Annotated in this window: 13 protein-coding genes; 7 read left to right on the forward strand and 6 right to left on the reverse strand. The window is 42.0% G+C overall.

Translation table 11 applies throughout. The features are described 5' to 3' along the window. Positions 1–4: 4 nt before the first annotated feature. The 7 genes from G7Y42_RS08565 to G7Y42_RS08595 all read left to right on the forward strand — a co-directional run bounded on the left by G7Y42_RS08565 (position 5) and on the right by G7Y42_RS08595 (position 7,543). On the forward strand, positions 5–832 hold the full coding sequence (locus tag G7Y42_RS08565; RefSeq protein ID WP_165037910.1) for a DUF4097 family beta strand repeat-containing protein: 828 nt from the start codon (positions 5–7) through the stop codon (positions 830–832). 151 nt (positions 833–983) lie between these two features. Next, positions 984–1,472, forward strand: a complete 489-nt coding sequence (locus tag G7Y42_RS08570) for a DUF5348 domain-containing protein (RefSeq protein ID WP_165037981.1) — start codon at positions 984–986, stop codon at positions 1,470–1,472. 91 nt (positions 1,473–1,563) lie between these two features. Next, complete coding sequence (locus G7Y42_RS08575) at positions 1,564–2,433, forward strand: SPFH domain-containing protein (protein ID WP_165037912.1); 870 nt, start codon at positions 1,564–1,566, stop codon at positions 2,431–2,433. A gap of 800 nt (positions 2,434–3,233) precedes the next feature. Beyond that, positions 3,234–3,596 (forward strand): YxeA family protein, encoded by a 363-nt coding sequence (locus G7Y42_RS08580; RefSeq protein ID WP_165037914.1) that lies wholly within the window; start codon positions 3,234–3,236, stop codon positions 3,594–3,596. A 7-nt stretch (positions 3,597–3,603) separates the two neighbouring features. Next, entirely contained in the window at positions 3,604–4,356 is a 753-nt protein-coding gene (locus G7Y42_RS08585) for an ABC transporter ATP-binding protein (RefSeq protein WP_165037916.1), read from the forward strand. 13 nt (positions 4,357–4,369) lie between these two features. Then, complete coding sequence (locus G7Y42_RS08590; protein ID WP_165037918.1) at positions 4,370–6,178, forward strand: ABC transporter permease; 1,809 nt, start codon at positions 4,370–4,372, stop codon at positions 6,176–6,178. Positions 6,179–6,508: 330 nt separating this feature from the next. Beyond that, positions 6,509–7,543 carry an aldose epimerase family protein gene (locus G7Y42_RS08595; RefSeq protein ID WP_165037920.1) on the forward strand — a complete coding sequence of 345 codons (1,035 nt, stop codon included), beginning with the start codon at positions 6,509–6,511 and terminating at the stop codon, positions 7,541–7,543. Positions 7,544–7,598: 55 nt separating this feature from the next. Here the strand turns inward: G7Y42_RS08595 and G7Y42_RS08600 are convergent, their stop codons facing one another. From G7Y42_RS08600 to G7Y42_RS08625, 6 genes are all read right to left on the reverse strand, one after another. Continuing rightward, entirely contained in the window at positions 7,599–9,776 is a 2,178-nt protein-coding gene (locus G7Y42_RS08600) for a glucosaminidase domain-containing protein (protein ID WP_165037922.1), read from the reverse strand. Positions 9,777–10,156: 380 nt separating this feature from the next. After that, positions 10,157–11,530, reverse strand: coding sequence for a PTS transporter subunit EIIC (locus G7Y42_RS08605; protein WP_165037925.1), 1,374 nt, complete (start codon positions 11,528–11,530; stop codon positions 10,157–10,159). Further along, a complete protein-coding gene (gene rbsD / locus G7Y42_RS08610) occupies positions 11,530–11,925 on the reverse strand; it encodes a D-ribose pyranase (RefSeq protein ID WP_165037927.1) in 396 nt (131 codons plus the stop codon). The genes G7Y42_RS08605 and rbsD overlap by 1 nt, the downstream gene beginning before the upstream one ends. Before the next feature lies 1 nt (position 11,926). Continuing rightward, the gene (gene rbsK, locus G7Y42_RS08615) at positions 11,927–12,865 is read right to left on the reverse strand and encodes a ribokinase (protein ID WP_165037930.1); all 939 of its coding nucleotides are present in this window, start codon (positions 12,863–12,865) and stop codon (positions 11,927–11,929) included. 108 nt (positions 12,866–12,973) lie between these two features. After that, positions 12,974–13,987 carry a substrate-binding domain-containing protein gene (locus G7Y42_RS08620; RefSeq protein ID WP_165037932.1) on the reverse strand — a complete coding sequence of 338 codons (1,014 nt, stop codon included), beginning with the start codon at positions 13,985–13,987 and terminating at the stop codon, positions 12,974–12,976. A 142-nt stretch (positions 13,988–14,129) separates the two neighbouring features. Continuing rightward, positions 14,130–14,765, reverse strand: a complete 636-nt coding sequence (locus G7Y42_RS08625) for an isochorismatase family protein (protein ID WP_165037934.1) — start codon at positions 14,763–14,765, stop codon at positions 14,130–14,132. Positions 14,766–14,856: the final 91 nt, after the last annotated feature.

Raw genomic sequence — 14,856 nt, forward strand, 5'->3', positions numbered from 1 at the left:
AGAAATGAAATTAAAATATTTTTTGATTACAGGGATCAGCCTGATGTTTATCGGAGGAATCCTTGCCGGGATCACTTATAATGCCGGTGCACAAAAAAGCATGGCTTGGGAAAACGGTCCTAAACTGCTTGATATCGCTCAAGAAACAAAAAAAATCGATGGTGTAGAGCAAATCATGATCCATGCAGAATATCAGCATGTCACTATCAAACGCGGGCTGAATTTCGAAGTAGCAATGACTTACGAAAAATCGGAAAGACCGCAACTCACAGTTAAAAACAAACGCTTGTCCATTATCGCAAATAGTAAACCGCATCGTGCAATGATCGATATGGACGATGCAGATGCAGAGCTGACCATAACGATCCCGAAAGATATCGAACTATCCGAACTTCAGATCGAGAGCAGTAACAGTGCCATCGAAATGGATGAATTGACAAGCAAAAAAGTAGTGTTGAATATGTACGATGGTTGGGCGACGATCAATGCTCTGACTGCAGATTCTCTGGTCGCTGATGATAAATTAGGCACCTTTTCTCTGATCGGTTCAAACATTCAAACCATGAAAGCTTCTGCTAGCGACAGCCGCTTTTACCTTACTCGTCTGGACCCAGAAAGTAGCGGAACGGTTGATATGCAAAATAGCCAGCTGACATTCCACGAGATGGAAACTGGGGGATATGATATCCAGCTTGAAGGCGATTCGCGGATCGAAAGAAGCGACGAAGAATCTACTACGAGTTCCTTCAGTCAAGGAAAGAAAAAAATAAAAGTGACTGGTCAGAACAATATGGTACGAATAACGACAGACGACGAAGAATTTGAAGATTAGCCGTACCCAACATATAAATAGCCAGAAAAAGCAAAGCAGCGATTGTTTCGTTCTTTGCTTTTTTTCATCGCATAACTCCTTCAACTATAGTAAAATAAAGACAGAAGCTGTAAGAAAGCTTGTAAATGGGGAGCATAGGATGGAGAAGCAAATGAAAGTAGAAGAAACACAGCGTGAAAAATTGAGAAAAGAAATGGCATCTTTACATAGTTACATCACTTCACTTAGCAAGAACTATTACGACAATGAAAAAGAAAGAGTCACCATCAGCTATCCGAATACGTCAGAAGGACGCCAATTGGAACAAGTCTATAATGAGGTCTTCAAACATCTGCTGACTGTCAAAAAAGAACTGGATTACTATTCTTTACCGATTCTCGATACTGGGATACTGAAGTATGACGAAGAATTGGAGCGCTTCGTCTTCAAGTCGGTCCGGGAAGATCTTGTGCTGTCGGCTGGAATGGATTTAGAAATCCTGGTGGAAGATTACTTTACAGAAGAAAAACATTGGGTAAGGACAAGCTTGGACTATCTGCCGCCAGCTGCAGGCGGGACCCAGGCAAGAGGCTGGTATATCACCGAAGACAAAGACCTGGAACTAGAAGGTGCGATGGCAAGAATACGCAAGAAACAATAAGTATATCCTTACGATTGACGAAGATAGAGATGATGGTAAAAACAGGCAATGGTTTAGTCAGTGTCTGAAAAAATAAAGGAGAATCCTATTTATGAAAGAGAAAAAAGCAGCATACGTCAATGGGTATGCAGGAATCGCAGGTTTGTTTTTATTAGCTGTCGCAGGTGCCTATTTCTTTTACTTAGGTACAACTAGTGAAAAGTTCTGGGCAGTAGCTTTAGGTGTGGTGTCGTGGGGGATTGCGCTGATCTTGTTAAGCTCAGCAACAGTAGTCAGTCCTAATCAAGCAAAAGTGATTCTATTTTTTGGTCAGTATATGGGGACGATTCGGGAAAGCGGCTTTTTTCTGACCGTACCTTTTGCGCAAAAAATCGACATTTCGCTGAAAGTACGAAATTTCAACAGCTCTGTTTTGAAAGTCAATGACTTGGATGGCAATCCGATCGAGATCTCAGCCGTCGTCGTTTTTAAAGTCGTCGATACAGCCAAAGCACTGTTTGATGTCGCGTATTATCATGATTTTGTTGAGATCCAAAGTGAAACGGCGGTCAGACATATCGCAAGCCAATATCCTTATGATACCTTTAATGACGATGATCTGACGTTGCGAGGAAATATCACAGCAGTCTCAGACGAACTGGCAAGTGAATTGCAGGAACGTCTATCTGTCGCCGGAGTGGAAGTCCTTGAAACAAGACTGAACCATTTGGCGTACGCCACAGAGATTGCCAGTGCGATGCTACAGCGCCAGCAGGCAAGAGCGATCCTTTCGGCAAGGCAAACGATTGTAGAAGGCGCAGTGACGATGACGCAGATGGCGCTGGAACAAATCGAAGAAGGGCAAGAAATCAATTTTACAGACGATCGAAAAGTACAATTGATCAACAACCTGCTTGTTTCGATCATTACAGATAAAGGCACGCAGCCAGTGATCAATACTGGTGATTTGAAAGAGAAATAATGAAACTTGAGAGTTTGGACAAAGTGTATGGACATAATGTGAAAGGGGATGTGACAAAAGTCTTGTCACATTCTCTTTTTACGAATAAACGGTGTTCCAGAGACAGCCTATCGGCAATAAGGCACGATTTTGTAAAATATGGGAAGCTATTTTTCAAAATCGCTTCTTATCGCTCAAGGCTGAACGTCTTTGTCACAACCTCTCCACTAAACGGTGTTCAAAAGCTTGCATCTGCGGCACTAAGCCCAATCAGATGAAAAATATGGAAAGCTATTTTTATCTGATCGTTCTTACTGCTTGATGCAGAACAGCTTTTTCACAACCTCTTGATATAAACGGTGTTCTCCTACCAACTCCTCGGGCACAAGTCACAATATTCATCAAACATGAGAAGCTGTTTTTTGAAATTGTTCCTTGTGCCTCAGAGTTAAACGGCAGCTCACAACCTCTGATTCACGGTGTTCCAGCGCCAGCTTTTCGGTGATAAGTTCACTGAACAAGAAAATATGAGGAGCTATTTTCTGTTCAGTGTCCTTATTCCTTAAAGCAGAACGCAGTTGTCACAACCTCACACACGGTGTTCTAGAAGTAGCTTCTTCGGAAATAAGCCGAAATTTCACAAAAATTTGAGAAGCAATTTTCGTAAATTCCTTCTTATTTCTTGAAGCTGCCCACTTCTGTCACAACCTCTTTTTTAGGAACATGACAATATTGAAAGGAAGATGATAGTTGATTCTAAGGCACTTCTGCCTTATTTTTTTTATACTTGATTCATCAAGGAAGAGAGAAGGGAAAGTCAAGTGAAGAAATTTCTAATCGGTATTCTTGCTGTGATTGTCATCGGGTTTGCCGGCTTGCAAATCGCTGAACATCTCGTGATGGGTGGGGATGACTATTACGTCCAAATCACGACAGATGGTCAAAAAGAGATTGTCAAAGCGGATAACGGACAAGAATACATCAATTATAAATACATAGTGACAGGCTATGACGAAGACGGAAAAGAGAAGCAATTAGAATTTACAGGTCAACAAGATCGTCCGTTGCGCAAAAGTGCGTATCTAAAAGTAACTTGGAATAAAAAGAAAGGTGTTACTTCTTATGAAGAAGTGAAACAATCAGACATTCCAAAAACAGCAGAAAAAAAATTAAACAAAGGATAGGTAAAAAATGGACAAAATCGTTGAAGTACAAGATGTAACAAAAGTTTATGGAAAAAACAATGAGAAAAAAACACAAGCATTGAACGGAATCACATTCGATGTGGAAAAAGGTGAATTCATCGGGATCATGGGTGCATCAGGTTCCGGGAAATCCACATTGCTGAACATTTTATCCACATTGGACAAACCGACAAACGGACACATCCGTATCAATGAGAAAGATGTGACAACTCTTAAAGGCAATCAGTTAGCTGATTTTCGAGCAAAAGAGATCGGATTTATTTTCCAGGATTTCAATTTACTAGAAAATCTGACTGCTCAAGAAAACATCGCAGTTCCTCTTTCTTTACAAGGCGTACGACCAAAAGAAATCAAGCAGCGTGTACGCAAAATAGCCGAACGTCTATCAATCTCTCATATTCTGGAAAGCTATCCTTCTGAAATTTCTGGGGGACAAAAACAGCGTGTAGCAGCAGCTCGCGCATTGATCACGCAGCCTACGATCTTATTAGGAGATGAACCAACAGGGGCGTTGGATTCTAAAAGTGCGCGTGATTTGCTTGATACCATGGACGAATTGAATACAAAAGACCGTGTATCGATCCTTTTAGTAACACATGATCCATTCTCAGCAAGCTATTGTCAGCGGATCTTATTTATCAAAGATGGCGGGATCCACCAGGAAGTAAAACGCGGCGATCAAAGTCGGGACTCGTTCTATCGGGAAATCTTATCCATTCTAGGAAACTTAGAACAGTAAGGGGGGAATTCACATGCTTTGGAAATTATCACTTACTGGGATCAAAAGCCGTTTAAGAGATTATATCGTTTTGTTTTCTGGTTTAGTTATGGCTTCAGCGATTTTTTATATGTTTGAATCAATGGCAAGCAATGATGCTTTTTTGAAAAGTAATTCCATGGTTGCTTCAACCGTAATCATCTTCCGGTTAGGTTCGATTTTATTGGGGATCATTACGTTTGTTTACATTTTGTATGCCAATTCCTTTTTGATGACGATGCGTCAGAAAGATTATGCGATGTTCATGATGCTGGGCGCAAAAGGCAGGAAAATCGCACAGATGATTTTTTCAGAAACTTTTATTGTCGGGATCGTTGCAACATTTGTCGGTTCAGCGGTCGGAGTTGGTTTGACAAGTATCGTTCACCGGCTACTGGTGGATCAGCTGAATATCAAGATTTCACATTTTTCACCATTTAACTTGCATGGGCTGATTATCACTGTGATTTTCTTCGCCGTACTGTTTTTATTAGCTGCATTTGTCAATGCGTTTTCTATCGTAAAAAAACCGATTCTGACATTGATTCGTGCAGATCAGACCCCGGCAAGAGTCAAGCAGCACAAATTTCTGTTCTTCCTTGAAGTTGTCTTGGGTTTGATTTTCCTAGGTGTTGGTTACTATATGATGGCCAATATAGGTACGTACCAGTTGATGGCGATCGGCGTAGCGCTTGTTACGATCGTCTTGGGCACTTATTTTATTTTCCATTCAGTGATCATTTTCTTCTTGTCACTGTTGAAGAAAACAGAAAGTATCTCATTGAAGAAACTGAATAATTTCACTTTGTCACAGTTAAGTTTCAGAATCCGTGAATATACGCAGATGCTTTCGATGGTCGCTATGCTTTTTGCTTTAGCACTTGGCGCATTGACCGTAGGATTGGGCTTCAAGAATGAAATCTCTTTGATGACAGAAAGTACTTCTGCCTATGATCTGTTTTTGAATAATGCACAAAAAGCAGATCAGGAAAAAGTAGCCAGCTTGTCTCCAACAGTCAATGCTACTTATTCACAAAAAGAAGATGCACAAACGATTTACTACAATTACAGCCAATTTGAAGAAAAACCATTGACTGTACTGAGCCGAAGCCAAGGGGACATACCTAAAGTGACGAAGAAAACTGTTTCGGCTGACGAATTATCCAAACAGCTTGAGTATCAAGATGAGTTGCGAGGCTATGAATTACCGGAACAAAAAGGAAAAGAAATCAAACTGGTCTCACAAGAAGAATTTGAACAGTTGGCTCTTCCAGAGACGACATTGCAATTGATCCAAGTCAAAGATTTCGAAGCGAATCTGGCACCAATCCAATCCCTTGTGGAAGAAAATGCGAAGAACAATGAATCTTTACAAAACACAGAAATGGACATGGGACAAAAATATTATTCATATGAAATGTTCAATAGTCTGTTCTCCGGTTTTGAATTCATGGGCTTCTTCCTAGGACTAGCATTCTTGACCATGTTGGCAAGCTGCTTGATGTTCAAGATTCTATCTGGAAGCAAAAGCGATATTGTTCGTTACGAAATGCTGGAAAAAATCGGGACTCGTCGCGCATTGCTGAAGCAATCCATCCGTAGAGAAGTGGGTGTATTATTCTTAGCACCAGGAATCTTAGGTGTCGTTCATGTGTTATTTGGACTGCAAATGTTCAAGTTGCTGATGGTCGATCCTTACAAAGATATCTGGTTGCCATTCGTGATTTTCTTCGTGTTGTATTTTGTTTATTATGTGTTGACCACATGGTTATATACAAGTATTGTTTTGAAGAAGATAGATTAATAAAAAGCTGTCAAAGGGCCGTTGCGCTCTTTGGCAGTTTTTTGTTTTTATCGGATCGTTCTTACTACATGATGCAGGGCAGCTTTTTCACGACCTCTGATAAATGGTGTTCCAGAAGTAGCTTCTTCGAAATAAGCCGAAATTTTACAAAAATTTGAGAAGCAATTTTCGTAAATCCCTTCTTATTTCTTGAAACTGCCCACTTCTGTCACATCCTCTTTATGAGAATTCCATAAATTTTACTTCTGCCCTCCCAGAACATACTGTCAAGAAAACGATTTCCATGTATACTAGAATCAGAACAAATTTAAGAAAAGAAGGTGCAGTAACATGAAAATCAATGAACAGGATTTTGGTAGCGATTACCATCTGATTACCATCACGAATCATTCAGGGACTTCTCTAGCAGTCACAGATCTAGGTGCACGTATCGTACAGCTGGAGACGATGATCGATAATGAGAAAAGAGAATTGGTTCTGGGCTTTGATCAGGCAGAAGAATATCTGGAAAAAGATCCGTATATCGGTGCTACTATCGGACGAACAGCAGGAAGGATCACCGGGGGCACATTTAAGCTGAACGGCGAAACGATCCAAGTAAAAACAGATCCGGAAACTGGCCATTGCTTACATGGAGGAGCGCCGAGTTTTGAGGAAAAACAATGGAACTACACGATAATCGATGGCGAAAATGAAGCATCGGTCATTTTCTATACAACGAGTCCGGATCAGGAAAACGGCTTTCCAGGTACCTTGGATGTAGAAGTACGCTACACGTTGACAAATAATGACACATGGAGAGTGACCATACACGGTATCAGTGATCGGGAAACGATTTTCAATCCGACGAACCACGTCTACTTCAATTTGACTGGTAACGTGGACGAACCGATCGATCAGCACACGCTTTGGCTGAATAGCCGCCTGTTCGCCACTTTGAACAAAGATACGACCCCTACAGGAGCAGTTGCTTCTGTCAATGGGACAGCGTTTGATTTTCAATCACCTAAACCACTAGCGGAAGTATTCGAGAGTGACTTTCACCAAGCAAAAATGGTGGGTGGGATGGATCATCCATTCTTACTGAAAAAACAGGAGGGGTTACTAGAAGCAGCAGAGCTCACTAGCCCAGATAAAAAAGTGGCAATCAATGTCAGAACGAATGCTTCAGGAATCGTTTTGTTTACTGCTAATTTCGGGGAAGAAGGTCCGGTAATGCACGGGAAAAAATTAGTGCATCATGGAGGGATCACATTCGAAGCGCAAGAGATTCCGGGATCAGAACACTTAGAAAGCTTTGGGGATGTTTCTTTGAAAGCGAACGAGGTCAGAACTTATATTACGGAATACCAAATCAAAAAATGATCAAAAAAAGTTGCGACAAACGTCGCAACTTTTTTTGATCAGATGAACTGACTTATTACCATTTTACTTTCATCAAAGGCAGTTCCAGCCAGAAGGATTTATCTAAGCTCAAAAAGCTGATGATCGGTTCTGCTGTAGATCTGACAGTCAATGTTGGTGTTTCAGGAATCTGTCTGGTTGTAAAATGATCCCAGAGATCCCAAACAGTTGCTACTCGCAAGCCTGAGAAATAAAATGGTGATTCACTCAGTGGGCTTACTGATGAAAAATCTTTATTCGTCATAAATGGTACGACACTGTTTTTGTTCCAGCGGATCGGTACGTTGAATTTTCTAGACATATTTGTGACGGTTTTATTAGAAGATTCTTCTTTTTTCGGTTCATCATATTGTGTAAGGTCATAGGCTTCGATGATCGCATTCAATTTTTGAGAATACTGCTTATCTGTTGCGTAGCGACCTTCAAGATATTTTGTTGCTTCTTTGTAATCCTTCGTTTCTGATTTCCAAGTTGGTTTATAGAAGTCAGGATTATGGGACAAGCCTTTTTTGATCAATTCAGCGTAATCTTCCAAGCTTTCTTTGTATGATGGATATTTACGGAATTGTGCGCGTATCTGGTAGCTTTGTCCGGCATTGTCTTGTTCCAGAGTATTGAATGATACACTGCTTCCTTTATAGGAACCTTTTATTCCAAACAGGTTATAATTCGGTTCACTAGAAAGCAAGCTATTTCCAGAACCGCTCTCTAAGATTGCTTGTGCCATCATGACTGATGCATAGATTCCTTCTTTTTGACCAATATCCTGTGCATCGTCTGCGATTTTTTTCAAAAATTGATCGGTCGTCTGGTTTTGAGTAAAGTGGAAAGAACCACCAATTCCATCTAAAATAGATGAATCTTTCAATGATCCATTCGCAGCAGGTAAACCAGCGATGTTGACACGTACAGCAAAGTCAGGTGTGAAGTCCGAGATCGAAGTGATTCGAACATGATCGCCTGGCTGTGGTGCATGGATAAACTGTCCGTTGCCGATATAGATCCCAACATGGTGAGTGACACCAGAAGATGGACCCCAAAACAGCAGATCGCCCGGTTGTGCTTGACTGACTGGAATCTGTGTCCCGGCATATTGCTGTTCACCTGTCCAGCCGCCGATATAGTGACCGGTAGCTTTCATGTACACATAATAAGTCAGTCCTGAGCAGTCGAAAGTAGAAGGGCCTTTTGCCCCCCAAACATATGGAGCACCAAGATATTTATAGGCTTCTCTGACGATTGCCTGCTGGACGCTTGTCGTGTTTGTTGGCAAGACTGCTTCGATCGGTGACTTCACCACGAAATCAGAAGAACCAGCTGCTGGATTCTCAATGGCTGCTGGATTTGCAGGAGCAGCCGGACTTACTGGCTGATTTGCGGAAGAGCTGCTTCCTGGATTCACAGGAGCCGTTTCTTTTCCGGCATTGTTATTGTTCGAACCAGCTGGATTAGACGGATGCGCTGAGTTATTGTTCCCGTTATTTCCGGAATTCCCGCTGTTGCCATTATTGCCGTGATTTCCATTGTTTCCAGAATTCCCGTTGTTTCCATTGTTGTTATTGCCACTGTTTCCAGTATCTGGCGTGTTTGGCTGCTGCGGTGTTTCTGGCTCTGGTGTATCCGGTTTTTCTTCACTTGGATCAGTTGATTCTTCGGTTGATGAACCTGGGACTGGTTCAAATGTACCCGTGATCGACAAGTCTGTAGCACCCACTACAAAAGTATGGTTCGTGTAGTCAACTTCTTGTGCGCCGTTGATTTCTACAGAACTTACTTGTTCACCTTCATTAGGCGTGATGGTATAAGAGACTTTCGTTCCTTGTTTCAGTCCTTCGACTGTTCCGGCTGCAGTGATGACTAATGGTTGTGCTGCCGGTTCGACTGTCGTAAGCTGAATTTTTCCAGACAACACTGGATTGATCGTAAGTGTATAGGTTGTCTCAACTGGCGGTTCTTCCGTTTCTGACGTGTTTTCCGATCCGGATGTATCCGTTGAAGAATCCGTTGTTTCAGTTGTTTGACTGTCGCTGCTGGTTGATGTTTCCGTTGTATCTGTGCTTTCTGAGCCGGCAACTACTGAGCTTTCGGCAGTTTGCGGGCTTTCCTCCGTCGCAAAGACGGATTGTGTCGATAAAATAGTTGGAGCAATCAGCCAAGATGCCGCTAATAGGCGCATTGCTTTTTTATTTTTCATCATGTGTTATTCCTTTTCCTTTCCTTGATTTCTGTTCTTATTTTAGTGCTTTTTTCAAAAACTACTAGAATTAAGTCAGGTAATCTATACACTTGTACAAAAGTGTACAAATCTAATCAAGCTATTCACGATAATTGTGTGACAAAAACTACGAGTAATCGTTTGATTTCAACATTCAGTTAGCTGCATGCGCATTCTTTTTATTGTTGGGGAAACAACTGGGGATCAAAAATGGTCATGCATAGTTTCATTGTACCAAAGGATGGAACATTCTACAAAATATTTGTAAAAATAACGAACGTAAAAAAGAAAAATCTCTAAAACATGAAATCATTCGCTCATGTTTTAGAGATTTGTTCTCATTATTTATGAAAAAAGGATTATTCGTAGGCCAACAGTTCTTCATCAAATCCACTAACTAGTGTAGTGATCATCGCAACGATCAAGCTGACTGCAAGACCGGCGACATACCACAAGAATGTTCCGGAAATGAACGCTGGCAGAGTCGTCAAGCTTCCGAAAACGAATGCGATAGCTTTTACCTGGGCAAATCCCATGACAGCTCCGCCTGCTGCTGCACCGATACAAGCTGCTACAAACGGTTTTTTCAATGGGATCGCGATTCCGTAAACAGTCGGCTCTGTGACACCAGCCAGTAAGATCGAAGCAAAAGCAGAACCGGAAATCGAACGGGTCTTCGAACGTTTACTTCTTAAAAAGACCCCTAAAGCAGCACCAGCCATGCCAAAATTTGCTGCGCCTGTCAAAGGAACGATACGGTCAAATCCAAATGTGGAAATATTGCTGATCATGACTGGATTGACCGCCCACTGGATACCAAAAATCACTAAGATGTTCCAGCCGCCTGCAATGATCGCTCCGCTGATCGGCCCATTGATATCCATCATCCAAGTGATTGCAAAAGCTAGACCTTCCCCAAGATATACACCAGCAGGACCGAAGACCATCAGTGTAAGAGGGACCGTGATCACAAGAGAGAGTAGGGGGACGAAAACCAGCTGCATACTTTCGCGTATATATTTTTTCAGGAATCTCTCAACGAATGAATAAAAGAAAATCCCCAAGATCGCTGGCATCACAGTGGAAGTATACTGCATCAAAACGACTGGGATACCTAGAAAATCAGTAGATGCTTTCCCGCCATCGGTCAGTAAAGAAGTCAAATTTGGTTCAATAAGTGCTGCTGCAATGACTGCTGCGATATAACCATTCACCTTAAAAGTTCTGGCTGCAGAAAAAGCAAGGAAAATCGGCAGGAAATAAAACACAGCATTAGAAGCCGCAGATAAAATGTGATACGTCCCGCTTGCTTCATTCAGCCATCCAAGTGTTGTCGCCAAGACTACTAATCCTTTTAAGATACCTGAACCGGCAAATAACGGAATGATCGGTGTGAAGATCTCGGAGATCAGCCCGAATAATTTTTCGATTGGGTTCAGTTTTTCTTTTGGCGTATCCAACTCAAGCTGATCTGACAGTTCTTGATAAGCAGGTGCCAGTCCTTGTTCCATGATGACTTCAGCGTATTTGTTCAAAAGAATAAAGTATTTCACATTCGGAATCTGTTCTGCTTCTTTTTGAACGCTTTCATTCGGCTGCTCGCGCAATTTGATGCGCAGCCGTGTCGCACAGGGAAGGACGGATTCGATATTTTTCTTCCCGCCCAGCTGTTCGATCAGCAATTGGATCTGATCAGCCAAAAGCAGTTTTTCAGGATTTGTTGTTGTTTCCATCAGAAGACCACTCCACTCACTAGAATAATATTGGCATAAGGGGTCATTTCACCTGTTCGTATGAAAGCATGGCAGTTTGTCAGATCTTTTTTCATTTCTTCGTGGGGAATGAAAGTGATCGGTGTTTCTGGCATGATTTCTTTGATTTTTTCCAGTATCGTCGGATTCATCGTTTTGATTTCTTCGGCTAATTCGATCGACTGCACTTCTAATTCTTCGAGCACATTTTCTAAAACGTCAATAAAACCGGGAAGTCCATTTGAAACCGCCAGATCGATCTTTTCAGTATCAGAAGGAACAGGCATTCCTGCATCCCCGATACTCAGTTTATCAAAATGGCCCATTTGTGCGATGACTCTAGAAATATCTGAATTGATTACTTTTCCTTTTTTCATGTTAATTTCCTTCCTTTACGAATGTTTTGATTTCTGTTTCCAATTGTGCGCGATAAGGGATAGAAGGCTGTGCGCCGTAACTTTGGACAGCGACAGAAGAGGCTAGGTTTCCATAACGGATCGCGTCTTTCAGATTGCTGAAATCTGGATTCAGTACACTGCTCAATGCCCCGATGAACGTGTCCCCAGCAGCGGTAGTATCAACGGCGTCTACTTTGAAAGCAGGGATGATTCCTTGTTCGTTCGCAGTATGATAAAATGCGCCTTTGCTGCCTAACGTGATGATCACTGTTTCGATCCCGAATTGATGCATTTTTTCAGCCGCAGCTTGTAAGCTAGCTTCGTCTGAGATTTCGATCCCTGTGATAATCTCGGTCTCTGTTTCATTCGGGATAATGATATCCGTTTGTGAAAGCAGTTCGTTAGGGATGGTTTCACGGGCAGGGGCCGGATTCAGGATCGTCCGTTTTCCTGCTTTTTTAGCAATGGAGAAGGCGAGAATCGTGGCATCTAAACTGCTTTCAAATTGGGCAATTAGGAAATCACTGTTTTCGATTAATTCCTTGTTTTTTGATACTTCTGCTTCGTGGAACGCATTATTCGCTCCGGCATGGATCAGAATACTGTTTTCTCCTGCGGCATCAACCATGATCATTGCCTGTCCCGTAGCAGCGCCTTCGATGATCGAGATCCCTGATGTGTCGATTTGTTCATTTGCTAATAAATCTGCTAATTGTGCGCCTTCGCTGTCGGTGCCGATGCCTCCGATAAATGAAGTGCGAGCACCTGAACGTTGTGCAGCGACTGCCTGATTTGCGCCTTTTCCGCCACCTGCATGGAAAATCTCATGTGTATGCATGGTTTCTCCTGGTTTGGGCATTTTAGGCAAACGCAACGTCGTATCCATATTTATACTGCCAATGACTGTAACCGTGTTCATTTCATCAACCTCCAGAAATATCTGTTCTTTTTTTGTGAGAACGTCCTCTTTAAAACGTTTTAGTAAAACGTTTTAATAGCTTGATAAAAATATAGCACACCTTGAAAGCTATTTCAAGGGTGCTGTTGAAAATCTTTTTTCTAATCGGACTGGCAATAATTTTTCTTCCCAATCTTTCTCAGGAAAATGGATGCGATCAAGCAACAGCTGTGCGGAAGCTTGACCTAATTCAAAGATAGGCTGAGCGATCGTGGTGAGTTTCGGTTTCACATACTCACACATATCGACGTTGTCATACCCGATGATGCTGTAATCTTCGGGAACCCTTTTTCCAGCTTCCTCTAATCCGCGATAAAGGCCGAATGCTAATTCATCGTTCAATGAGAAAACTGCCGTAGCAGAAGAGTCGAGCAATCCAGAGACCACATCGTACCCGCCTTGCTTTGAAAAATGAGTCGGTAAAAGCAGCAGATGATCATAAGAAATCTGATAGACATCCAGCGCTGATTTGAATCCTTCGATACGTTCCTGGACATTTTCCGGCGGGTTTTCCGGATAGACAAGTGCGATTTCTTTATGTCCTAGAGATAACAGATGCATGCCAGCTAGATAGCCACCGCGAAAATCGTCTGTACGTACGGAATCGCTGAATCCTTCAGATTTTTTTTGATCCAAGACGATGAATGGGCGTCCTTGTTTTTTCAGATTCTCATTGATTGCGTTCGTCGTGACAGCAGAGGTGGCAATAATGAATCCGTCGACACCGCGACGAGTCAATTCAAACAGATATTCGATTTCTTTTTGATGATCCGAATCTGCGTTGCATAAAATCGTGACGAAATGCTGCTGGTATAAAATATCTTCGATTCCCCTTGTCAGTGTACTGAAGAACGGATTCGTGATATCAGGGACTAAGACACCGATCGTTTTTGTTTCTTTCGTGATCATCTGCCGAGCAAAATAATCAGGCTGATAACCTAGTGCTTCTTTTGCGGCAAGAACTTTTTGAACCGTTTGTTGGCTGAATCTTTCTTCCTTGCCGTTTAGAATAAGTGAGACAGTAGTGATCGATACGCCGGAATGCTTAGCGACATCCTTGATCGTGATCTTTTTTTTCGCCATATTCATACTCCTAACTATATCTTGAAGCTATTTTCCCATGAAACGAGGAAGAAGTAAATGTAAAAACGGCTCTCCTGTTTTTTTATTTCCACGAACTTGCTTGCGAGAGATGATGGGGAAGATCGTGCATAGGAGCGACGGCTTATTGCTGCTTACGGTCCTTTGTGTTTTTTATTGCTGAGAGAATCGTTTCCGTTGATCGTACTCGAGTAGTCCTTGGAAAGATTTTCTCAACAAACAGACGATGGATCTCTTCTTCGCGGTCACTGCAGGCATCTTCTGCCACAATGACATGATACCCATATTGAAAAGCATCCAGTGCTGTAGCGTAGACACCATTAGATGTGGCAACACCTGAAAGGATCAATGTATCGATTCCGCGCCGGCGAAGCTGCAGATCAAGCGAGGTCCCGAAGAATGCGCTAGGGTTGTGTTTGGTGATCGTTAGAGTGTTCGCGGCCTTCTCAAGGGCTGGTGCAAGCAGCAGATCCGTAAATTCTTTCGAGATAGCGGCAGGTGGTGTGGCTTTAGAAATACTGTTTTGGGTAACATCGTTTTTTTTACTCAAATAGCGAAATGTCTCGATATCGACATTCACCAGGATATTCATGGCAGCGGTATTCATCAATGCTGCTGCAAGCTGTTGGTTTTTCTTTAGGATCGTTTGATTATCGTAAGGAAGCAAAGTGCCGTTTTCAACGATTCCTTTTTGGAGATCGATAGCCAGAAAAGCTGTTTTCGATAAATCAGAGATAAGATCATTTGCTGATAGGTACATGGTGTTCCTTCTTTCAAATATAGTTCTTTTTTAGTAAGTAAAACATAAATGAATCTTTTGTCAACTATTGGGCGATTCCTTTCTTTAGTAT

It is taken from the genome of Enterococcus sp. ZJ1622, assembly GCF_011038845.1.
In the GTDB taxonomy this organism is placed as follows: domain Bacteria; phylum Bacillota; class Bacilli; order Lactobacillales; family Enterococcaceae; genus Enterococcus_B.

Bases quoted from the DNA above. Each gene is read 5' to 3' on its own strand.
- G7Y42_RS08575 (WP_165037912.1), top strand. From the start codon at position 1,564: ATGAAAGAGAAAAAAGCAGCATACGTCAATGGGTATGCAGGAATCGCA.
- rbsK (WP_165037930.1), bottom strand. From the start codon at position 12,865: ATGAACACGGTTACAGTCATTGGCAGTATAAATATGGATACGACGTTG.
- G7Y42_RS08570 (WP_165037981.1), top strand. From the start codon at position 984: ATGAAAGTAGAAGAAACACAGCGTGAAAAATTGAGAAAAGAAATGGCA.
- G7Y42_RS08590 (WP_165037918.1), top strand. From the start codon at position 4,370: ATGCTTTGGAAATTATCACTTACTGGGATCAAAAGCCGTTTAAGAGAT.
- G7Y42_RS08625 (WP_165037934.1), bottom strand. From the start codon at position 14,765: ATGTACCTATCAGCAAATGATCTTATCTCTGATTTATCGAAAACAGCT.
- rbsD (WP_165037927.1), bottom strand. From the start codon at position 11,925: ATGAAAAAAGGAAAAGTAATCAATTCAGATATTTCTAGAGTCATCGCA.
- G7Y42_RS08620 (WP_165037932.1), bottom strand. From the start codon at position 13,987: ATGGCGAAAAAAAAGATCACGATCAAGGATGTCGCTAAGCATTCCGGC.
- G7Y42_RS08600 (WP_165037922.1), bottom strand. From the start codon at position 9,776: ATGAAAAATAAAAAAGCAATGCGCCTATTAGCGGCATCTTGGCTGATT.
- G7Y42_RS08565 (WP_165037910.1), top strand. From the start codon at position 5: ATGAAATTAAAATATTTTTTGATTACAGGGATCAGCCTGATGTTTATC.
- G7Y42_RS08585 (WP_165037916.1), top strand. From the start codon at position 3,604: ATGGACAAAATCGTTGAAGTACAAGATGTAACAAAAGTTTATGGAAAA.
- G7Y42_RS08605 (WP_165037925.1), bottom strand. From the start codon at position 11,530: ATGGAAACAACAACAAATCCTGAAAAACTGCTTTTGGCTGATCAGATC.
- G7Y42_RS08595 (WP_165037920.1), top strand. From the start codon at position 6,509: ATGAAAATCAATGAACAGGATTTTGGTAGCGATTACCATCTGATTACC.